Annotated in this window: 12 protein-coding genes and 3 pseudogenes; 6 read left to right on the forward strand and 9 right to left on the reverse strand. The window is 54.4% G+C overall.

The genetic code is table 11. The features are described 5' to 3' along the window. Positions 1 to 3: 3 nt before the first annotated feature. The 3 genes and pseudogenes from AAHB66_RS11145 to AAHB66_RS11155 all read right to left on the reverse strand — a co-directional run bounded on the left by AAHB66_RS11145 (position 4) and on the right by AAHB66_RS11155 (position 4,392). Positions 4 to 2,193: an ATP-binding protein gene (locus tag AAHB66_RS11145; RefSeq protein ID WP_347116284.1), complete on the reverse strand. Its 2,190-nt coding sequence runs from the start codon at positions 2,191 to 2,193 to the stop codon at positions 4 to 6. A gap of 577 nt (positions 2,194 to 2,770) precedes the next feature. Next, a complete protein-coding gene (locus AAHB66_RS11150; RefSeq protein ID WP_347116285.1) occupies positions 2,771 to 3,388 on the reverse strand; it encodes a histidine phosphatase family protein in 618 nt (205 codons plus the stop codon). Between the two features lie 106 nt (positions 3,389 to 3,494). Next, positions 3,495 to 4,392 (reverse strand): annotated as a pseudogene (locus AAHB66_RS11155) (LysR family transcriptional regulator). 148 nt (positions 4,393 to 4,540) lie between these two features. Here AAHB66_RS11155 and AAHB66_RS11160 point away from each other — a divergent pair. Then, positions 4,541 to 5,518 (forward strand): nitronate monooxygenase, encoded by a 978-nt coding sequence (locus AAHB66_RS11160; RefSeq protein WP_347116287.1) that lies wholly within the window; start codon positions 4,541 to 4,543, stop codon positions 5,516 to 5,518. Between the two features lie 44 nt (positions 5,519 to 5,562). Here the strand turns inward: AAHB66_RS11160 and AAHB66_RS11165 are convergent, their stop codons facing one another. Continuing rightward, positions 5,563 to 6,471: a LysR family transcriptional regulator gene (locus AAHB66_RS11165; RefSeq protein WP_347116289.1), complete on the reverse strand. Its 909-nt coding sequence runs from the start codon at positions 6,469 to 6,471 to the stop codon at positions 5,563 to 5,565. Between the two features lie 125 nt (positions 6,472 to 6,596). Here AAHB66_RS11165 and AAHB66_RS11170 point away from each other — a divergent pair, with 125 nt between their 5' ends. Together AAHB66_RS11170 and AAHB66_RS11175 are read left to right on the forward strand one after the other, a co-directional pair. Beyond that, positions 6,597 to 8,024, forward strand: a complete 1,428-nt coding sequence (locus AAHB66_RS11170) for an MFS transporter (protein ID WP_347116291.1) — start codon at positions 6,597 to 6,599, stop codon at positions 8,022 to 8,024. 78 nt (positions 8,025 to 8,102) lie between these two features. Next, positions 8,103 to 8,939 (forward strand): alpha/beta hydrolase, encoded by an 837-nt coding sequence (locus AAHB66_RS11175; RefSeq protein WP_347116292.1) that lies wholly within the window; start codon positions 8,103 to 8,105, stop codon positions 8,937 to 8,939. Between the two features lie 41 nt (positions 8,940 to 8,980). Here AAHB66_RS11175 and AAHB66_RS11180 read toward each other — a convergent pair. The 5 genes and pseudogenes from AAHB66_RS11180 to AAHB66_RS11200 all read right to left on the reverse strand — a co-directional run bounded on the left by AAHB66_RS11180 (position 8,981) and on the right by AAHB66_RS11200 (position 15,020). After that, a pseudogene (locus AAHB66_RS11180) lies at positions 8,981 to 10,163 on the reverse strand (PLP-dependent aminotransferase family protein). 99 nt (positions 10,164 to 10,262) lie between these two features. Next, positions 10,263 to 12,257, reverse strand: a complete 1,995-nt coding sequence (locus AAHB66_RS11185) for a TonB-dependent receptor (protein ID WP_347116294.1) — start codon at positions 12,255 to 12,257, stop codon at positions 10,263 to 10,265. 10 nt (positions 12,258 to 12,267) lie between these two features. Continuing rightward, positions 12,268 to 13,330 (reverse strand): annotated as a pseudogene (locus AAHB66_RS11190) (YncE family protein). 115 nt (positions 13,331 to 13,445) lie between these two features. Continuing rightward, positions 13,446 to 14,765, reverse strand: coding sequence for a type II toxin-antitoxin system HipA family toxin (locus tag AAHB66_RS11195; protein ID WP_347116297.1), 1,320 nt, complete (start codon positions 14,763 to 14,765; stop codon positions 13,446 to 13,448). Positions 14,766 to 14,768: 3 nt separating this feature from the next. Next, positions 14,769 to 15,020, reverse strand: a complete 252-nt coding sequence (locus AAHB66_RS11200; RefSeq protein ID WP_347116299.1) for a helix-turn-helix domain-containing protein — start codon at positions 15,018 to 15,020, stop codon at positions 14,769 to 14,771. Between the two features lie 686 nt (positions 15,021 to 15,706). Here AAHB66_RS11200 and AAHB66_RS11205 point away from each other — a divergent pair. The 3 genes from AAHB66_RS11205 (at position 15,707) to AAHB66_RS11215 (ending at position 20,557) form a co-directional block, all read left to right on the forward strand. Then, entirely contained in the window at positions 15,707 to 16,507 is an 801-nt protein-coding gene (locus tag AAHB66_RS11205) for a hypothetical protein (protein ID WP_347116300.1), read from the forward strand. After that, entirely contained in the window at positions 16,488 to 19,628 is a 3,141-nt protein-coding gene (locus AAHB66_RS11210) for a glycosyltransferase (protein ID WP_347116301.1), read from the forward strand. Before AAHB66_RS11205 ends, AAHB66_RS11210 begins: the two co-directional genes overlap by 20 nt. A gap of 224 nt (positions 19,629 to 19,852) precedes the next feature. Next, positions 19,853 to 20,557 carry a LuxR C-terminal-related transcriptional regulator gene (locus AAHB66_RS11215; RefSeq protein ID WP_347116302.1) on the forward strand — a complete coding sequence of 235 codons (705 nt, stop codon included), beginning with the start codon at positions 19,853 to 19,855 and terminating at the stop codon, positions 20,555 to 20,557. Positions 20,558 to 20,703 lie beyond the last annotated feature (146 nt).

Consider the following 20,703-nt stretch of genomic DNA (forward strand, 5'->3'; position numbering starts at 1 on the left):
TCCTTATCGGGTGAGCTCGCTGGCCATCTTCTTCAGTCCGAGATGGGCAACATCAAGTTTTTGGTTGATATAACGAGCCTGGATGGCGGGCTGTTCAAGCGCGATCTTGATCTGCTCAATAGTTTCCTGAAGTGGGGGAAGGGCTTGTTTATGGTTTTTGGAAAAAACATCACGAATTGTATTGCAGGCTTGCTCAATGTTTTCGTCGGCAGCTTTGCGTTGTTGACCTTTTTTATAATCACTGTCGAAGAAACTCCAGAGAGCTTTGGCGAGGCTAACGATAATGCCCGCAGCTCCCAGCACCATCAGAGGCCATGCCACTGGGTTCCAAATCATTGCCACCGCGCCAGCCAGGCCGCCAAGAATTCCCATGATACTGATGCCATTATCTATATCGATTTTCAGATCAAAGTCACTGGTCATGCGTGATCTGCTCATTTTGGCGTAGCCTTCCAGTAATTCAGCGGCGTGCGCTTCGAACCGTTTGACTATGTCGCTGACATCTTTCTGAAAATGCGCGACCTGTTTCTCTAATGCTACAGGTAACTGATTTTGAAGGATTGCTGCTTCCTCTTCCAGCACCTCTTTGAGCTCAGTCTGAAATTGATCGTTGCTGATGTCTGTATCAATGCGTTTGTAGATGCGTGTACGCACTGCATCTTCTAAAAGCCCCACACGCTGCTCACTGGTTTTAAGCAGGCGTGAATTTAATGATTTGAATGCCATGGTGAGCTGATGCTTTGCACTCTGGGCTTCCTCGTCCAGATTTGTAGTCAACGGCGTAAAGCTTTCAGTCTGCAGTGCTTTGATCCCAGCACAGACATGATCGAATGCCTGCTGCACCTTATTCAGGTTTGAGAGGCGGATCTTGGCCTTAACGTCGGTGACCAGGTCCTGAGTCAGGAGCTGGCAGAACTGCAAAATTCCGGTTTTTTCCAGCAGAACATCATGGGGAAGGGCATCAAGAAATTTTTTACGGCTCGTGGCTGCGTTAGAACGAGGAACCAGACACGTAGCGACCGCGTAAAAGGCTGGTAAAGCGCATAGAGTCACGCTACGTCGGTAATGCTCGCCGAGTTGCGCAACCATGACGCGATCCAGGTCGGCCAGACTAGCTTGCTCATCGATACTGACTAACGCGGGTTTTTCCAGAGGTCGGGGGTTATTGATACGTTTGTTGTAGACCGTCCAGACTTCTGTCTGGTCACCGAGCTGTGCCTTGATCTTCTCGAGCGTACCCTGTTGGCCACCGTCACCTGTTTGAGGTGGGGCAGCTTTGCCCGTCACATAAAATACTGCATGGGCACATTTAACCGCATTATTGATCTGCGTGTTGACCTTACGTTCATCACCTTCGATACCCGGTACATCGAGCAGCATGAAACGCTGTCCATTCAGTTCAAACTCATAGGCTTGGGTTTCCTGGGTGAAGTCCGGGCGCCCATCACCAATGATGCAGCCATCTTCATAATCTGCTAATAAATGCAGGGTGTTCAGCACGTTGTTATGGTGCTGGTGCTCAGCATTAAGCTGCTCCTCAACAGCCTGCTTTGATTGATACAGTGTCAGGAGTTCTGCTTCGCGTTCGGTGCTCAATGTCAGGATGTTGGCTTGCAGTTGCAGCAGTGCTTTCTCTTCGGGAAGTTTGCGTAAGAGGTTTAATAGCCGCTGGAAAAAACCCGCGCGGGTTTTAATATCTGCTATTAGGGCAGTCAGATCAGACTCTTTTACTCTTTGATTTTGCTGAAGTTCGTCATAACGGGTAATCGCAAGGTCGATAGTGCGCTGCGACAGCTCGTATTGCACCTTAAGCGTTGAAATCTGATTTTCCAGTTTAAGTAATGCTTCTTCACTGAGTCCAGATTGCTGTTGTAACGCTATGAACTTATCGCGCTGCGCCTGCTTACTGTTTTCATTGAGCAGGATCCGCAGCGTTTCGATCAGTGTGGATTTACCCGCGTTGGTTTCACCATAGAACGCAATTGTGAACGTCTTATGTTCTGCATTGCGGCGCAGGTCATCAATAGCGTGGGTGATGGTGGTTTTGATGGCGAGAAGTTTTTCGTGAGCCTGCGTCTGAGCACTGTTCAGGGTCGGATCGTCGCTGCCGAGAGGCACACTGTCGAGTAAAGCACTGATGTGTTGGTTCAACTTAAGATACAGCTTTTCAGACAGAACTTCAGTTGTGTCCATTACTGTCTTCCTTCCTTAAATCTGGCACTTATATAGTCCTCTATGCATCTTTGGAATGTGTACTAACGAGTAGAGTAGTGCGAAATCGTCCAGGAATATATCGGCTTTCAGGCATGAAACTTTAGTAACATCTTCCTGCGTATATGTTACTGATGTCAGGAGGAAGGGGAACCTCGGAGAGGTGCCGCCATGATTGATTTGTCGCTGTAAACGCCAGCGGTTTACCATAATGTTCAAGATAGCCCGTGTGGCTTCAAGGCGGTCTACATCTTTCAAACTGAAATAAGTGAAGCGGTGCCACATCCCGGCGTCATGTATAGCCACAAAAACTCTTCACAGGAAAAGTGAGTCGTTGGCCGGGCTTACAGGTTTGAAACTATAGCCTGGACGTATCAATGCAATGAGCCACAAATAGATACTAGTATTGAGTAACGGTAATTATAGTGCGCATAATGTATATTATGTTAAATGCAGTATTTGGATCGATAACGTCCTATCCCATATCCATGCGCCGGCCAATCAGCGCATTCATATCACAGGCTTCCCTCTCCTGCGATCGGTCAATTCCTGTTGTTGCTCAAGTAAGTTGAAGCAAGTGTGTGGCAATTCCCCATCTGACTGCGACGCACTTCCCATGAACCAGATCGAAAATGGAGTAACTCGCGTTGGGTTGAGCATACCGTGGGAAATTGTCGACAACCCCTTCCTTAAGAATCGCAAGAACGCCCTGACTGACATGCCCGTGAGACACAATACAGACTGTTTGATGATGTGATGTTGCTTCCAGGCTATGTAAAAAATGCATAAGCCGCTGAGAAGCATGCGCGAGAGACTCCCCACCAGGTGGACAATACTCGGCATCAAGCTCGAATAATGCATTTGCATCGTTTGGATGGTTTCGTATCAGCAGTTGTGATGACATTCCTTCATACTGGCCAAATGCCTGCTCTTTAAGAGCAGGTTCCGCCGTCAATGGACAGCGAAAGCGCTCAGCCAGGCGCTGGCCCATTTGCCATGCACGCCCAAGCGGAGATGCGTAAACACAATCCACGCGGTAATCACTTGCATCAAGCGCTGCCAGTAAGGCCGATGTTTCGCGCAAACCTCGATGGGTCAACGCACTATCACAGTGCCCCTGAATAATTCCTCGCACATTCCACTCTGTTTCCGCGTGTCGAACAAGTATCACTTTCATCGTCAGTGGGCCATGCGCGTTGTTGAATGACATTCAACATAAGATAAATGGGATGCGTCTTTCAACGTGCTACCCACGTTTATAACGTCTCCACCCTGCCCCGATGTCATGTATAAGCCTTTAGCACCGTCTCCAGCCACTGTGTAAAGACGCGCACCTTAGGAGAAATATGCCGATGCGGATAAAGCACCGACAACTGTCGCGCCGGAACCGGATTGCCTGGCAGCACCTCTTCCAGACGCCCATCATTGATATACGGACGTAAAAAGAAATCCATGCCCTGCAACAACCCCAGCCCGGCCAGACCCGCCGCAATATAGGCTTCTGAGTTATCCAGCACCAGTTTTCCCGGCAGATGAAGTTCCTCAATGCCTGACGGTGACTGAAACACCCACGGCATAATTTGTCGGCTGTTAATGTTAAACCAGTTCACCCCCCTGGTGATTCTGCAGGTCGTCCAGCGTTTCTGGTACGCCATACTCCGCCAGGTATGCCGGGCTGGCGCAGGTGACCAGTTTAATCTTACCCAGCGAGCGAGCCACATAATCACTTTCTTCCAGCGGACCGACGCGCACAATGCAGTCCAGGCCATCACGCAGCATATCTTTGCGCCGATCGGAGCTACTGAGCACCACTTCAATCCCGGGATAGTGGCGATAGAAATCCGGCAACCTCGGTACAACCAGCAAAGCGGCAATCGACACGGGCATATCCACCCGAAGCTGGCCACACAATGAACGGCCTGCGACGAAAGAACCTAATAAATTATCGGTTTGTTCGAGCAATGGCTTACTGCTGCGGTAAAACTCTTCGCCTTCGGGCGTCAGGCTAATTCGCCGGGTCGTGCGATGCAGCAAGCGTACACCGGTGTGCTGCTCCAGCTGTTTGATGGCCCGGGTCACTGCGGGCCGGTGGATCTGCAGGTTTTCTGATGTCTGGGAAAAACTGCCTGACTCAACGATCTCAATAAAGATCCGCATGAGTTCGTAAACGTTGATTTGCATGGCGCACACTTCTGCCGTAGTGAATGACGCGTCCATTGTTACTAATTTTGTAAAAGTGATGAAGCATATTCGCTGTTTTTCAGAACAAAATCAGAGATTAGACTAACGCTACTTCGGTTAGAACCGTCTTAGTTAAAGGAAATCTCTCATGCAAAATCAAAATGTTAGTCACATTCTGGGGATTGAAAAAAACGTCATTCAGGGGCCGCTGTCATGGCTGACCGATGCCCGCCTTGTGGCGGCCGTCAGTAATGCCGGTGGTCTGGGCGTACTCGGGCCAAACGCTGGATTAACGGCCGAAACGGCGGTCTCAACGCCGGAAGCAACCGCCGAGAAAATGCGCAAAGAAATCCGCAAAACCAAAATGCTCACCGAGAAACCCTTCGGTGTAAACCTCATCCCAACGGCAGAAAACGATATCTGGACACCTTCCATTGTTAAGGTCATTAAAGAGGAGGCTGTGCATGCTGTCGTTTATACCGGCTACGGTGAAGGTTCACTCATCCCTGCCCTGTTTGATGAGCTGAAAACCGCAGGCATCAAAATCATCTACCGGGATATCAACCCTTCCCCGCAAAACACCCGGGACGCGGAAGCCGCCGGGGCCGATATTATTGTGGCGACGGGATTTGATGAAGGTGGCACCTTGCCCGGCGTCGCATTAGGCACTTTCTCCATCGTGCCGCTGATCGTCGACGCGGTGAAAAATGCCCCCGTACTGGCCGCCGGCGGAATTACCGATAGCCGAACCGCCAGAGCCGCACATGCTTTGGGCGCACAGGGTGTATTTGCTGGTTCGGTATTTATCAGCACGCTTGAAAGCCGAGTACCACAATCCGTGAAAGACAAAATTATCGCCGCTAACGGGCTGGATATGCGCCTTTTCCGCACCCTTCCCGATTACTACCGTTCGTTGCCGGGCAAGCTGGCCGACAAGCTGGTAGCACTGGATAAATCGGGTGCCAGCAATGAGGAGCTGGCGAAGGTGATGGGCGGATTACGCGGTCTGCGTCTGGGGATGCTTGAGGGCAATACTGACGAGGGCTATATCTCCCTCGGCACGGGCATCGGCAGCATTCGCAGCGTGAAAAGCGTTGCTGAGGTCGTCGCTGAACTGCACGTTTAATGTCTGGCGCTCCGAATCGAATGTTTGCGATTCGGAGCGCAGTTTTAATGACCTGCCGTCCGACACACCGCACCAATCTTCTCCCTCAGCCAGCGATGGCCAGGATCCTTTTCCATTCTGGGATGCCACATCTGCGACACCGTTATGGTCCGGGTTTTAAACGGCAGTTCAAAAACATGCAGTTGCTCTGTCATTTGCTGATTGATCAAATAGAGCGCTGGCACCATGGCGATAAGATCGGATGCCAGCGCCACGGATAACGCTGTCGGAAAGCCGGGTACCACGCTGGCCACCTTACGTTTCAGCCCGGACTCTGCCAGCGCATCATCCACAAAGCCGTGCAAGGATCCGTCAGGCGCCGCAACCACATGGCCCCAGGCGACATAATCGTTCAGGCCGATTGTCGGTAACGACGCCAGCGGATGCGTTTTGCGAACCGCACCCACAAACCGGTCCTGGAAGAGCCGTTGAAGTCGAATTTCAGGGCCCATATTGCTCTGCACGCCAATCTCAAGATCAACCAGGCCCTCACGCAGATAGCGTGACGTTTTTTCAGGCTTCGGTGCAAAACGAATACACACCTCAGGGGCCGCCTCAGCCACGGCGGCGATCAGTGCCGGACCGAACGCGACGACAAAACCATCATTGGCTCTGATGGTAAAAAGCCGCGCCAGATTTTCGACCCTGAGTGTCTCCAGTGAGGGTTGCAGCACCGCCCTCGCCTCATGCACTGCGTTCCGGGCGCGGTCCCGGGACGCTTCAGCCCAGGGTGTCAGCACCATGTTGCGCCCTGCCCGCACCAGAATCGGATCGCCGGTCACCTCCCGTAGCCTGCTGAGCGTACGGCTCATGGCGGATGTGCTCAGGTTCAGGCGTCGCGCGGCCCCTGCAACGCTGGCCTCTGCCAGCAGGATGTCGAGCGCGACAAGCAAGTTGAAATCAGGATCGGACATGATGAATCTCCGGGCAAATCAGATAAGGCGTTCGGTGCAATGATTAAGTGTATACGATGCGCCTTCCGCCCTGTATACCCCAGGATTATAGTTTCTTCATCAAAACACCATTCCCAGGAGTCAGGATGAACACGCTATTCTCAAACCAACCCGGTGATGAAGGGCTGCCAGGTCCGGAGCGCGCCCGGGTTATGATCGCAGTCATGATCACCACGCTGATGGGGGTATTCGATGGCACAATGATCAACATTGCTCTGCCCTCGATGGCGCAAGCGATGCGGGTACCCGCGAGTATCGCCGTCTGGTTTGCCAACGGTTATCTGCTTTCCGCGGCCATGACGTTGCTTATTTTCGCCTCGCTTGCGGCCCGCTACGGAACGCGCCCCATTTTTCTGACGGGTCTCGCTACGTTTATCCTGACATCCCTTGGCTGTGCGCTGGCAACAACATCGGAAATGCTTATCGCAATGCGCATCCTGCAAGGGATCGGCGGCGCGGCCACATTGAGTATTGCCCCGGCAATCCTGCGTTCCGTCTTTCCGGGACGTCTGCTTGGCCGCGTTCTGGGTCTGCATGCCCTGCTGATTGCTTCCAGTACGGCTATTGCCCCCGTACTGGGCGGCACCATCCTCGACACCCTTAGCTGGCAATGGCTGTTTGCCATTAATATGTTCCCGGGAACGCTCGCGCTGGTGCTGGCAGGTAAGGCATTGCCCGGGAAATTAACGTCCGGCCATACTACGTTCGACATACCCGGGGCGCTGCTGTCGGCGACGCTGTTAGGTGCAACGATCGTGGCGGCGAATAGCTTTTCCAGTCATCAGACTGCCAGCCATATCGCGGCCGTCAGTTGGGGACTGCTCGCAATGGTCAGCACAATGGCGTTTATCTGGCATATTCGCCGCGTCCAGGCACCGTTGCTGCCGCCCGCCATTTTCAAAAACGGGCGGTTTACCCTCGCAGCTTTAACCTCGCTGGCCTCTTTTATCAGCCAGGGCATCACCTTTATTGCGTTGCCTTTCCTGTTTCAGAGCGTGTATGGCTATAGCCCTGTCGTCTCCGCGCTGCTGTTTATCCCCTGGCCGATTGGCATTGTGCTGATTGCGCCCCATGCGGGCCGTTGGGCCGATACGTTTTCTGCGCCGCTGATCTCCACCATTGGGTTGGCTATATTTGTCGCGGGACTGATCCTGTTGGCGATGCTGCCCGCCACGCCTGCGATGTGGGATATTTGCCTGCGTAGTCTGGTGTGCGGCATTGGATTTGGCTGTTTTCAGAGCCCCAATAACCGGGAGATGCTGGCTAATGTCCCGCGGGAGTACGCCAGCTATGGCTCCGGGGTCTTGTCCATCGCGCGGACGTTTGGGCAATGCCTGGGTGCCGCCGTGGTGGGGATCCTGCTTTCCGTCATGTCGACTGCAACCGGCCAGACGTTCAATGAGCAGGCGGTCCATATTGCCCTGTGGGTTGCCGTCGCAGCCTCCGTCGCGTCGATGCTGTTTAGCCTGAGCCGGCTGCGTAAAACGCAGGCAGCCGTTAATTATCTCAACTAGACTTCTTAGCGGCTGTACGTCTCCACCCGGTTATTCACTTATTTCACTCAGGTTCTTTCACTCCCCGAGAGGTCTACCATGTCATTTGTCACCACAAAAGATAATGTCAGTATCTTCTATAAAGATTGGGGTCCCAAAGATGCACAACCTATCTTCTTCCACCACGGCTGGCCATTAAGCGCCGATGACTGGGATAACCAGCTACTGTTCTTTTTAGCGCAAGGCTTCCGCGTCATCGCCTCGGATCGTCGTGGTCATGGCCGCTCCGATCAGGTCAGCGACGGGCATGATATGGACCATTACGCCGCCGATGTCGACGCCATTGTTGAGCATCTGGATCTGCACAATGTGGTGCATGTCGGTCACTCCACCGGCGGTGGCCAGGTGGCGCGTTACGTGGCGCAATACGGACAACCGCAGGGTCGCGTGGCGAAAGCCGTTCTGATCAGCGCCGTACCGCCGTTGATGGTGAAAACGCCGGACAATCCGGGCGGGACGCCGATCGAAGTGTTTGATGGATTCCGCCAGGCGCTGGCGGCAAACCGGGCGCAGTTCTATCTCGACGTGGCAACGGGGCCGTTCTACGGCTTTAACCGTGACGGGGCAGAAATCTCGCAGGGCACGATCCAGAACTGGTGGCGACAAGGGATGATTGGCAGCGCGAAGGCGCACTATGAAGGCATTAAGGCGTTTTCAGAAACGGACCAGACCGCCGATCTGAAAGCGATCACCCTTCCGGTGCTTATTTTGCAGGGGGATGACGATCAGGTGGTGCCTTATAAGAACGCCAGCCTGCTCCAGGATGAACTTCTCAGCAACAGCACGCTGAAAGTCTATCCGGGGTATCCTCACGGGATGCACACCACGCACCCTGATACCATCAACAAAGATTTACTGGAATTTATTCGTAGCTGATGACTTAAAAACGGGTGGCTTGTGCCACCCGTTCCGGGTACTTACAGCGAAGCTTTTAACCGCGCTACCGCCTCTTTCAGATTCTCATCCGTAACGCTGACGTAAGACATGCGCAGCGTGGCGTGATCCGGCTCGTTGCAGTAGAAGAACTCCCCCTGGCACATAGACCACGCCGTTGTTCAGCGTCTTTTTCAGCCACTCCGTGGTGTTCATCTCGTATTTAAATTTGGCCCACAGGAACATGCCGCCCATTGGCTTGTGGAAGGTCAGATGATCGCTCAGTTCGCTTTCCACGTGCTGGCACAAAATCTGGCACTTGTGCTTATAGGCTTCGCGGATCAGGTCGATTTGCCCGGCCAGGCGGCCGCTCTCCAGGTAGTGATACGTCAGCGACTGTGATAACGAGCTGGTGTGCAGGTCGGTGGCCTGTTTGAGGATCACTACCTGACGTTTTATCCACTCCGGCAGCACTAACCAGCCAACCCTTGCGCCCGGCGCGAGGATTTTTGAGAAGGTGGAGGTATAAATGACGTTATCGCCGCAGCCCATCTCGTCCGCCCAGGCTTTGAGTGGCGTGAAGGTTTTGTCGGTGAAGTTGATTTCGCCATAGGGATCGTCCTCGATGATGACGAAATCGTAGCGCTGGGATAATTCCACCAGTTGCTTGCGGCGCTGCTCTGCCAGGGTCACGCCGCCAGGGTTGCCGAACGTTGGCACGATATAGACAGCTTTGACTCGCGTGGTCTTAACCAGCGCTTCCAGCTCGTCGATGATCATCCCTTCGCCGTCGGTACCCACCGACATCAGGTTAGCCTCCGCTAACTGCAGAACCTGCAGTGCAGCGAGATAGGTTGGTCTTTCGACGACGACAATGTCGCCCGGGTTAATCAGCGCCCGCGCCAGAATATCCAGCGACTGCTGGGAGCCGGAGGTGACAACCACGTCGTCCACGCCGCAGCGGATCCCCCTGCCGCTCAGCAGCTGGCAGATGGCCCCACGCAGCTCCGGGCTGCCCTCGCTCAGACCGTACTGAAACGCCTCTTTCCAGGTGCTGGAGAGCACCTTCTCCATAGCCAGCTCCAGCCCTTCACGATCGAACAGATCCGGGTTGGGAATGCCCCCGCCGAGTGAAATCACCCCTTCCATCTTGCTGTGTTTTAATAATTCTCTGATCGCCGATGACTGGAGGTTTTGTACTTTGTGGGCAATTTTGTTCTGCGACATCTTTTCTTATCCTGGTTTGTTGTATCCCAGTTTAAGTATCACATGTTGAAGGTTTTAACCAGCCGGAGAGACCGGAGCCCGCAGGCCCCGGCAGAGGGATCAGAACTCGATGCGGGCACCGAAGTTATAGCGGCGCCCTTCCAGCATCGACGACTGGTTGTATGAGGTGCGGTAGATCGGATTGGCATCGAACAGGTTATAGATACCGGTCATCAGCGTAATGCTCTTGTTCAGATGATAGCGCGCGCCCAGGTCGACCAGGGCGTAGGCTTCCGTTTCGCTGGATTTGCCAATGTCCGGCGAACTGCTGCGCCAGCTGGCTTTAGTCCACAACTCCAGATCATTCACCGCGTTCCAGGTCAGGGAGACGTTGGCCATGCTTTCCGGGAAATCGCTCAGCGCATACCCTTTATACTCCCCGCTCTGCTGTTCGCTGTGCGTATACGTATAGTTGGCGTTGGCTCTCAGGGAGGACGTGACCTGCCAGTCGCCGTTCAGCTCCAGGCCGTAGATCTCCGCATCGCTGACGTTAGCGTACTGGAAGACGGTATCGGCGACATAACCGTTGTAGGTACACGTCTGCGTGTCCGACGCGGTACAAATGAGATGGTCGCTGATTTTGTTCTTGAATTTGGTGTAGAAAAGGGTTGCATCCAGCGCCAGCGCGTCCTGCTGCCAGTAGATGCCCAGCTCGGTGTTGACGCTCTCCTCCGGCTTCAGGTCGTCATTACCGATGCCGATTTCAGAGTAAGGATAAGCGCCGTACACGCTGGTGAAGCCCTGGTTATTCTGGCGCAGATCCGGCTTTTTATAGCCTGCAGAAACACCGCCCTTCAGCGCCCAGTTCTCATCGATGGTCCAGTTGCCGTAAAGCTTAGGCGTGACGTGATAACCGAAATAGCTGTCATGATCCAGACGCGCCGAGGTGGTCAGGGTGAAGTCCGGCACGATCATCCAGGCATCTTCGGCAAACACCGCCCAGCCGTCACGCGTAATTTCACTCACCGGCGTGACGCCCGGCGCTTCCTTATCCTTAATGCCGAACTCATCATCCAGCTCGTTGCGGGTAAAGTTCACGCCCAGGGTCAGCTTGTGATCGCCGAGGGTAAAGGTGTTGGCGCTGTTAGCTTCGTAGTTTTTCTGGGTAATAAACTGCGAAGACATCCCCGGAACGCGGTACTCGGTTTTGGCTTTTTCGTAGCTGACGAAGTTCTTCACCTCCAGGATGTCGCCATACCAGGCATGTTGCGACAGCGATGCTGCATCCCGATCAAAGCCCCAGTACCACTGCTTATCGTTATGGGTCTTCTCCTGATTACCTTTGGTGGCATTCAGATCCCAGAGTTGGGTATCGGTCGGCGACATGGAGATGGTCGCATCCAGATTCCCGGACTGATGCTTCACAAAACGCTCATCGTTGATGCTGTCATCGTCGCGGCGATCGAGATAATCCGCGGCCAGGCTTACCCCGAGCTTGCCCGGAATAACCGGCCCCATCACAAAGGCGTTGGTCTGGTTGGTATTGCCGTACTCGCTCTTCTCCTGCAGGAAGTAGTTATCCTCCAGAACCCCGGTCCATTTCTCCAGGTTATAGGCCTTTTTGGTGATCACGTTGACCACGCCGCCGATGGAGTCAGAGCCATACAGGGAGGACATCGGCCCACGGATCACTTCGATCCGCTCGATAGCGGCAAGCGGTGGCATAAAAGCTGCTTCGGTACCGATATGGTGGCCATACGGACGAGATTCGCGGGTCGCCTGTTTAATACCGTTCACCATGTACGAGGTATAGGTGGAGTCCATCCCGCGCATCTGCACATCGCCGGTTGCCAGGCTACCGTGACCGTTCCCGACCAGCACGCCCGGCATTTCGCGCAGGGCTTCGGTAACGTTCTGATTCGAGCGGGTGTTCAGCTCTTTTTCATTTACCACGGAGATGGTGGCCGGTGCTTCGCGGCGTTCCTGGCTAAAACCGGTCGCGGTCACCACCAGTTCATCTTCGTTTACGGCGGCGTTTTCTGCGGCGAAAACGGCCCCCGGCAGGTTAGCCAGGGCGAGCGAAACCGCCACGGCCATGCGTGTTTGCTTTATCACAACAGGATCCTTAGAACTGGGTTAAATCAATCTTGAGCACGTAGTCAGCTGCGCTGGCTTTCTCATCCTGCTTGACGCTGGCGTAGAGCGTGCGGGCATCGGCAGAGAGCGCCAGGCTGTTTGGCATCGCCACGGTTTTAATGGTGTGTTTCAGGCGATTGGTAGTCGCGTCGATCACGCTAATCAGGCGATCGTTACGATGGGTGACGTAGACCTCTTCCCGGGCGGCATTGTAGAGCACGCCGACGGAGTTGGGCGTCGGGACGCGGTGCAGCAGTTTGCCGGAATCGAGCTCTACAACCAGCACATCTTTGGTGTTGGTGTCAGCGATATAACCCACCCCTTTCGCGGTGTTGATCGCGATGTTAAGGAAGTAGTGTTCCGGGTCGGCCGGATCGACCTTCACGCGGGACAGCGGCTGCGAGGTTTTGCCATCAAGGGTGATCAGCTCTCCGGTGCCGGAGACGACATAAACTTTGTCGCCCGCCTCATCCACGGCAAAACCGACGGGCTCCAGTTTTTCGAGGGTCTGAGCAAGTTCCTGCTTCTGGGTGTCTACCACCCACAGCAGACCTTTATCCTTACGGCCAATTCCGGAGACATACAGGCGCTGATGCTTCTTATCCAGCACCACTTCACGGACGTGGGCTTTTTTATTCGGATCGGCATCGTCGCTCAGCTGGATCGTTTTGATGATCTGATTGTTGCGGGTATTGAGCAGCGTGACCGATCCTTCCAGCGCATTGCCCAGATAAAGAATGTGCTGCGCCTGGTCCAGCGCGACGGCAAAGGTGCGACGCTCGGTCGGGATCTGATGCTCAATTTTCAGGCTAGATGCCGCCAGCTGGAAGACCAGCCCGGCCGTTTTGTCTTTATCAAACGAGGGGGGCGGACGCGGCATAGAGCGCGTTCTGGTCTTTATCGTAGGCCAGCTCGTATACGCCATGTCCCAGCGGCTGAACGAGGAAATCCTTCTCGGTAAAGTCCTTAGCGAATAGCGAGCCAGAGTATACCGCCAGCGAAATGGCGAGGGCGCACAGGGTTGTGTTCTTCACGGCAGAGGCATTATTCATGTCATTTTTCTTTACAGTTGCTTACGTAAAGAAAAATGATAATGAAAATAAATATCATTTACAATTGCAAATATATCTCACTACCCTACCATTTTTTGTACTGAGCCCCGGGATATTACGTGGCTAACGCATTGAATCGCCCTATCCGCGCCGCCTGGCTGGCTAAACCGTTAAAAATAGCCTCACTCACCTGTCGCGGGAAATCCGTTGGCAATTCTGCCCTGACGGAGGCGATAACCTCGTCGGTGCGCTCGGCCATCTCCGTCATCAGACGACGGGCAGCTTCCTGAGAAAAGCCTGCAACCGATGCGGTGCTGATAAAGTGGCGCGGCTGGATCATCGCAAAATGGTACTGCCGGTTCTTCCCCTGTAACGCCATCGCCATCTTCGCCTTTTTGACCGGGATACCCCCGGCGCCGAACAGCGGATAGGCGGAAATGACGTCGTACAGCGGGGCCATGCGAAACGAGGAGTCGGCCTCAATAAACAGGCTGAAATTTTTACCATGGCCATCAATGGCGGCCAGCATCCAGAACAGGATCTGCGTCTTAAAGAACATTTCGCGATCCTGCCCCGCCAGACGGGAGCCGAGCAGCAGCTTCATGGCGTCGGCGATCCCGGGGCCACCGTGAGATTCATATTTCAACGCCGGAGAGACGCCCAACGCCTGACAAAAGTCCTCCTGCGGCAGACGCATCAGCCAGCCGCTGCGGGCCCAGCGGCGATCGAAACGCTCGATAATCAGCACCTTTTTCCGGCCAAAGCGCGCCATTTCGGCCTGCGCTACCGGGAAACCAAAGGCGTTGGCGATGCGCAAACAGAGCCACTCGTTTTCGCAGCTTTCGCTCAGGTCGATGTTGTTCTGCTCGATTCTGCCGATCGGCAGCTTGAAGATATGGCTGGTTGGGGTACTGCCCTGAGGGCGTTGCCAGCGATTCTGATACCACAGCAGCGCCGTTTTCTCCTGCGCCCCGGCCAGCGAAATACGAAAATCAGCTCCCTCCTCGGTCATTCCCAGCGGTGCCATCTGATACCCGTCGAGCAGCGCCGCAATCTGAGCGTCATCCAGCGGTTCGGCCACCATCTCCGTCACCGGGGGGATCTCCTGCCCTGGCGGATAGAGTTGAATGGCTCCGACGCAGTCACGCCCGACGCTGGCAAGCAGATCAAAGGGATGCGCGGTTTCAACCTGGAAACGGGCCTGCATACGGGCAATGATCGCCTCGGAATCTGGCAGCAGATTGCTGAAGAAGTTGAAGACCTGGGCGCCTCTGATCCTGCCGTGCTGCAGCGGCAGAGAGAGCGAAATCGCTCGCGAACCCGGCTCTGCCAGCCACTCCGGGGCATACTGAAAGGACATCGCCCCGCTGCCATCACGATGCAGCGTACCTACCACGTCGCCATTCATCGCGACAGTGAGTCGTTGTGCGCGCATGGCTTACCACTCCTTCGTCCAGGAATTGTTTTCCGGCAGCGAAGCGCCGCGTTTCACCACGTGCAGCTCCAGATCCAGCGCCGCGAGGATTTTGAACAAGGTTTCCAGCTTGGTGGATCCCGGTTTGTTCTCGAAATCCGATACCGTGGTTTGTTTAATGCCAACCTGTTCAGCCGTCGCCGTTTGGGTTAACTTATTGACCTTACGCTGATCCCGGACGGCCTGCGCCAGCGTGTCTGCTGATGTCACTTTCATCATTATCCCCCATAGCGGATAGTCCTATAAAATCCCCTGGAGGGGATAAAATGAGAATAACCCCTCAAGAGGATAAATACAAATTAACCGCTGAAGGGGATAAACGCTCCTGGTGTTGCCCTCTCGTTCTGCCAGACTTTGTTATGTGGCACGGTGCTGAATCATGTGATTAAAAGGAGTATCTTGTATGTTGTAACTACAGGTGTTCTCTATTCCCTGATCTTATTTATTCCATATTTAGGGAGCCCGTATTTATATTCCCGCGTCATGAATCCATTAAATAGAATTTGTATTAACCAAAAGATACACTCCCGCCTCGCTAATTACGACATAGTCGTCCCACGGGTGAAGGAAACAAACGTAGCGGCCCTGGGTAATTTATGTGGCAAATAAGAAATAATTCCGCTTCAACGAAGCGTTACCCGTAAAAAAAGCATCGCTATCCCACAATGATTTTAATCATTTTTTTAAAGAACGAAGCAGCAGGCCTCTGAAAAGACTCCGCTGTCCATCAGCGTTCCCGTCTATCATTTAAGGATAAGAGAGCGGTAAATCTGGTTCGCGCTTATTTCTGCAAGGGATGTTAAAACAAACCTGGTACTTCCGGGTGGTTTTTTTTGACTCTGTTCCGCCTTTAATAAAATACGTGGAGGGGATAAGCATGCATGATTGTGACGTAAATATGAGTGAGGACCTGGTTATTTCGCCGTGTTTTGACCCTTAAAAGGGATTATTTATTTCCCCATTTTAATACCATGCCGGTTTGTTTTTTTATTGATAAACACTATCCATACGGGAGCGGTGAGATGCCTATTTTTAGCTCTTTCTGGCAGGCGGGGTTTGAAGGTGCAGATTTTGTTACGCGGCAAGGGCATGCCCTTTCAATGGATCACGAAACGGGTCACGACAGCAGACATCATGATGATTACAGGGCGCTCAGCCCTTTTAACATCGCCACGGTGAGGGAGAGCGTCGGCTGGCGTCTTGTTGATAAATCAGGAGGTTACGACTTTAGCGCCATCGCCGCAAAAATGGCATCGGCTAAGGAGAACGGCATCCAGATCTGCTGGACAATTTGTCATTACGGCTGGCCGGACGATGTGGATTTTTTCTCAGAGGAATTTGTCACGCGTTTCGCCCGGATGTGCGGCGCGCTGGCGGCCTTTTTGCGTCCATTGTATCAGCAGCCACCGGTCTACTCCCCGGTCAACGAGATCTCTTTCACCGCCTGGGGAATTGCCGTCGGCCTGTTTCCCACTGCCCTTACGGAAGAGGTGGACAGCATGCAGAGCAAACGGCAGCTGGTTCGCGCCACGCTTGCCGCCTGCGACGCCATCTGGGCCGCCGATCCCCGGGCCAGGATTTTGCATTGCGACCCCCCTTGTTCATCTGATTTCCCCCGACGACGACCCCACAACCCAACAAGAAACCGAGGCGTTACGCACGGCGCAGTTCCAGGCGTGGGATATGTTAGCGGGACGGCATGAGCCGGAGCTGGGTGGTCACCCGCGCTATCTGGATCTGATCGGAGCCAATTATTACCACGACAACCAGTGGATAACGGGAAATAACCAGCGCCTCGCCTGGCATCTTGGCGATCGTCGACGACGACGATTACACGAGATGTTGCAGGAACTTTATGAACGCTATCACCGCCCCATTCTGCTTGCCGAAACAAGCCATGTCGGCAGTGGACGTGGAGCCTGGATTAACGATGTCGCCTCTGAGGTTGCTCAGGCGCAACTGGCTGGCGTTGAGCTCTCCGGGATTTGCCTTTACCCCATTATTGACCGCCCCGACTGGGAAAACTGTGCTGTCTGGCATCACTGCGGTTTATGGGACATCACGCCCGATAAAGAGCGACATCTTAATACCTTTTACGCACGCGCGCTTGAGCAAACCCAGTCCCGACTGGAACGTTTCCAACAGCCATCAGGCGCCTTTACCTGCACCGGCACAGAGGTATCAGATATGAAAAAAATATATGTTTTTAGTCACCTGCGCTGGGACTTTGTCTTTCAGCGTCCACAGCATCTGATGACACGTCTTGCCCAGCACTATCACATTGTCTTTATCGAGGAGCCGCTGTATTCAGCGGACAAACCTGAGCTGAAGCTCTCTCAGCCCGCTCCGAACGTTACCGTGGTTCAGCCACATACCCCGTCAAAGGCTGCCGGATTCCACGACGAGCAAATTGCCTTTCTGGAAACGCTCCTGACGGAGCTACGGGAACCGGACGAAACCCCGGTGGTCTGGTTCTACACGCCGATGGCGCTTCCGCTGCTGAAGGTCTTTACCCCGGCGATCGTGATTTACGACTGCATGGATGAACTTGCCGCCTTTGAGAAAGCCCCCCGCCAGCTTTTGCAACGTGAGTCAGCCCTGCTAACCCGGGCGGATATTGTCTTTACCGGCGGCCCGAGCCTGTATGAGGCAAGAAAAGGTCGCCACCCGAATATTCACTGTTTTGCCAGCAGCGTCGATGCGGTGCATTTTGAACAGGCGCTGGATCGGGCGAACCATCACCCGCTGCAGGATGAGATCCCCCATCCACGGCTCGGGTATTACGGCGTCATTGACGAACGAATGGATTTATCCCTGATTGCCGCCCTGGCAGATTCACATCCGGAGTGGCAAATCGTGGTGGTCGGCCCGGTGGTAAAGATCGATCCCGCCACCCTGCCCAGACGCAGCAACATTCATTATCCCGGCATGCAGCCTTATCAGGCCCTGCCACAGTTTCTTGCCGGGTGGGATGTCTGCCTGATGCCGTTCGCGCTGAATGAATCGACGCGTTTCATTAGCCCGACCAAAGTGCTCGAGTACATGGCCGCGCAGCTACCGGTGGTCAGCACCGCCATTGCCGATGTTGAGAAACCCTATAGCCACGTTGTGGCCGTCGCTCACGACCAGGCCGCATTTATCGCTGCCTGCGAACAGGCGCTGGCGCTGCCGGAAGAGAGTCGAAAAGCGCAGCAGCAGTTGATGCAGCGTATTATTGCCAGCACCTCCTGGGATAAAACCGTGCAGAACATGCACGAGCTGATTGAGAACGCATTTTCACGCTATCTGGATGCCTCAGCTGCGTCGGTCAACGCAGCGGATGTCAGCGCTGACGAATCCTCTGCCGAAACAGTTTTGCATCTGATCCCACCGAAAGCGGCCCGCACAGAAGCACAGAAATGTTTGATCCTCGGGGCCGGACCCACCGGGCTGAGCGCAGCCTACCACTATGGTGAAGGGGCAATCTTACTTGAGCGCAATGCCACCGTCGGGGGGCTGTGTCGCTCCATTCAGGACAAAGGGTTTACCTTCGATTATGCGGGTCACATTATGTTTTCCGCTGACGAAGAGGTGCTGGCTCTGTACAAAACGTTGTTAGGCGACAATATCCACTGGCAGATCCGTGAGGCCTGGGTCTATACCGACGGCGTCTATACCCGCTACCCCTTCCAGGGATCGCTTTATGGCCTGCCCGCCACGGTGGTCAAAGAGTGCATCCTGGGTGCCATCGAGGCGCGCTACGGCACAGGCTCGGGCGTGCAGAGCATGACAACCTGCAGCGAAAAAACCGCTCAGGGTAAACAGCACCACGACTGTTGTGCCGATGGCGCAGTGCCGGACTATATCAGTGCTGATCCGGCAGAAAAAACGCCGAAGAAAGGCAGCTTTGAAGCCTTCATCTATGAGACATGGGGCAAGGGGATCGCCCGGCATTTCGCCATTCCTTACAATAAAAAGCTATGGACGGTGCCGCTGTCGGAAATGGAGACATCCTGGCTGGGTGGCCGTGTCCCCCTGCCCGACCTGGAGCAAATTATTGACGGCGCCCTGAATGAGACCGCGAAGCCGATGGGCCCTAACGCACGCTTCGGCTATCCGCTGCAGGGCGGCTTTCAGGCGCTGATGAACGGATTCCTGCCGCATATCAAAGGACGGATCGAGACCGGGGCTGAGGTCAGTAAAATCTATGCCAATCAGCGTATCGTTGCCCTCGCCGACGGGCGTCAGTATCGCTATGAGCATATGATCAGCACCCTGGTGCTACCGGAGCTGATTCGCCTGATGGGTGACGAAGTGCCGCCAGAGGTTCGCAGGGCAGCAAAAGGGCTGCGCCACGTCTCGGTTCGCTGCGTCAATCTGGGGATTGGCCGTGACAATCTGACCGACAAACACTGGATCTACTACGCCGGTAAGACGGTATTCCACCGCATTTTCGTTCAGGGCAACGCCAGCCCCTACTGCAGCCCGGCGGGCAGCTGCGGCCTGACCTGCGAAATCAGTTACTCACCGGACAAACCGCTGCCGGTAGATGGTCAGGCGCTGATCGACCGCTGCATTAAGGAGTGCATCGAAACCGGGATTATTACGGCAGAGGATGAGATTATCACCGCCAACCAGATCGATATCCCCTATGCCTACGTCATCTACGATCAGAGCCGGAAGGAGAACGTGGAGACGATCCGCAAATGGCTGCTGCTGCACGGCATCACCCTGGCCGGGCGTTACAGCGAATGGGAATATTACAATTCGGACCATGCGTTTATCGCCGGGAAAGTGGCCGTTGAGAAGGTTCGGGGATCGGCTTACCGGCATTCTGTATCCTGAAGGTTAACGCTTTAACCTGTTCAGCCGTCGCCGTTTGCGTTAACGTATTGTTCGCAAACGGCGATGAGCCGGCCTCCGCACTCTGTAAAGCGAAGCAAACGGGCACGATGTTGAGTTCCCGTCGTGTTATAAGTTTATTGTATGTTGTAACTATTAATAATTCTGACGCTGCGTCCGGCCTGTTCTACACTCACTGACACAAAACCACAGGGAGAACATCAGATATGGAGATCCCGTTAAGCCCCCACGAGATTCATCTCTTCTCGCACATCCTGTGGCAACTCGGCTCGGGCCAGGGCAGCCGCGCCCTGCGTCAGGAGACGCTGGAAAACGTCTGCGCCCTGTTGCAGGCCGATTTTGCGGCATCCTGCATCTGGTCTTCTGCCTCTAACACCTCACGCCATGGCGTTAGCTGGAACATTGACGAAAAAGCGATGCGTGAGCATGCCAGTACATGGCAATACATCGATCCCATCACCCCACTTCTGCGCGCAAAACAGCGTCCGACGCTGGTTGAGGAGGTTATGCCCGCCCGCGAGCTATACAAAACGCCCTTTTACCATGAGTTCCTGAAACCCTGCGGCATGCACCACGGGGTGAATGTCTATTTTTTACGTGATGGTGAAGACGTGGGCGATCTGCGTATCTGGCGGGCTAAAGGCGCCCCACCGTTCGGGCCACGCGAGATCGCCCTGCTGCAGTTGCTGGAGCCCTGGTTCGCCAGAGCCTTACCCAAAGATGAGGAGTCCCCGCCGTTAACCGCCCGCGAGCAGGAGGTGGTCAGCCTGGTCTGTAAAGGCCTGGGCGATAAAGAGGTCGCCCGACTGCTGAACATCAGCTTCACCACCGTCCGCACCCATCTGAATCACGCCCTGAAAAAGCTGGACTGCGCCAACCGTACGGAGCTAGCGTCGCGGCTCAGACATTAACGCCTCCTCAATCCTGAGGATGGCGCGCGGATTACTGTTTTGCCTAAATGTTGCGGATACCTACTGTCCGGAAACAGCCCATGAAAATAATAACACCCGCAACGCCTGCACAACTGGATGCCCTCACCGCCGCCGACGCGGCACAG

The sequence above is a fragment of the Leclercia sp. S52 genome (assembly GCF_039727615.1).
Taxonomy (GTDB): Bacteria; Pseudomonadota; Gammaproteobacteria; order Enterobacterales; family Enterobacteriaceae; genus Enterobacter; species Enterobacter adecarboxylatus_B.

Bases quoted from the DNA above. Each gene is read 5' to 3' on its own strand.
- AAHB66_RS11145 (WP_347116284.1), bottom strand. From the start codon at position 2,193: ATGGACACAACTGAAGTTCTGTCTGAAAAGCTGTATCTTAAGTTGAAC.
- AAHB66_RS11150 (WP_347116285.1), bottom strand. From the start codon at position 3,388: ATGAAAGTGATACTTGTTCGACACGCGGAAACAGAGTGGAATGTGCGA.
- AAHB66_RS11160 (WP_347116287.1), top strand. From the start codon at position 4,541: ATGCAAAATCAAAATGTTAGTCACATTCTGGGGATTGAAAAAAACGTC.
- AAHB66_RS11165 (WP_347116289.1), bottom strand. From the start codon at position 6,471: ATGTCCGATCCTGATTTCAACTTGCTTGTCGCGCTCGACATCCTGCTG.
- AAHB66_RS11170 (WP_347116291.1), top strand. From the start codon at position 6,597: ATGAACACGCTATTCTCAAACCAACCCGGTGATGAAGGGCTGCCAGGT.
- AAHB66_RS11175 (WP_347116292.1), top strand. From the start codon at position 8,103: ATGTCATTTGTCACCACAAAAGATAATGTCAGTATCTTCTATAAAGAT.
- AAHB66_RS11195 (WP_347116297.1), bottom strand. From the start codon at position 14,765: ATGCGCGCACAACGACTCACTGTCGCGATGAATGGCGACGTGGTAGGT.
- AAHB66_RS11200 (WP_347116299.1), bottom strand. From the start codon at position 15,020: ATGAAAGTGACATCAGCAGACACGCTGGCGCAGGCCGTCCGGGATCAG.
- AAHB66_RS11210 (WP_347116301.1), top strand. From the start codon at position 16,488: ATGTTAGCGGGACGGCATGAGCCGGAGCTGGGTGGTCACCCGCGCTAT.
- AAHB66_RS11215 (WP_347116302.1), top strand. From the start codon at position 19,853: ATGGAGATCCCGTTAAGCCCCCACGAGATTCATCTCTTCTCGCACATC.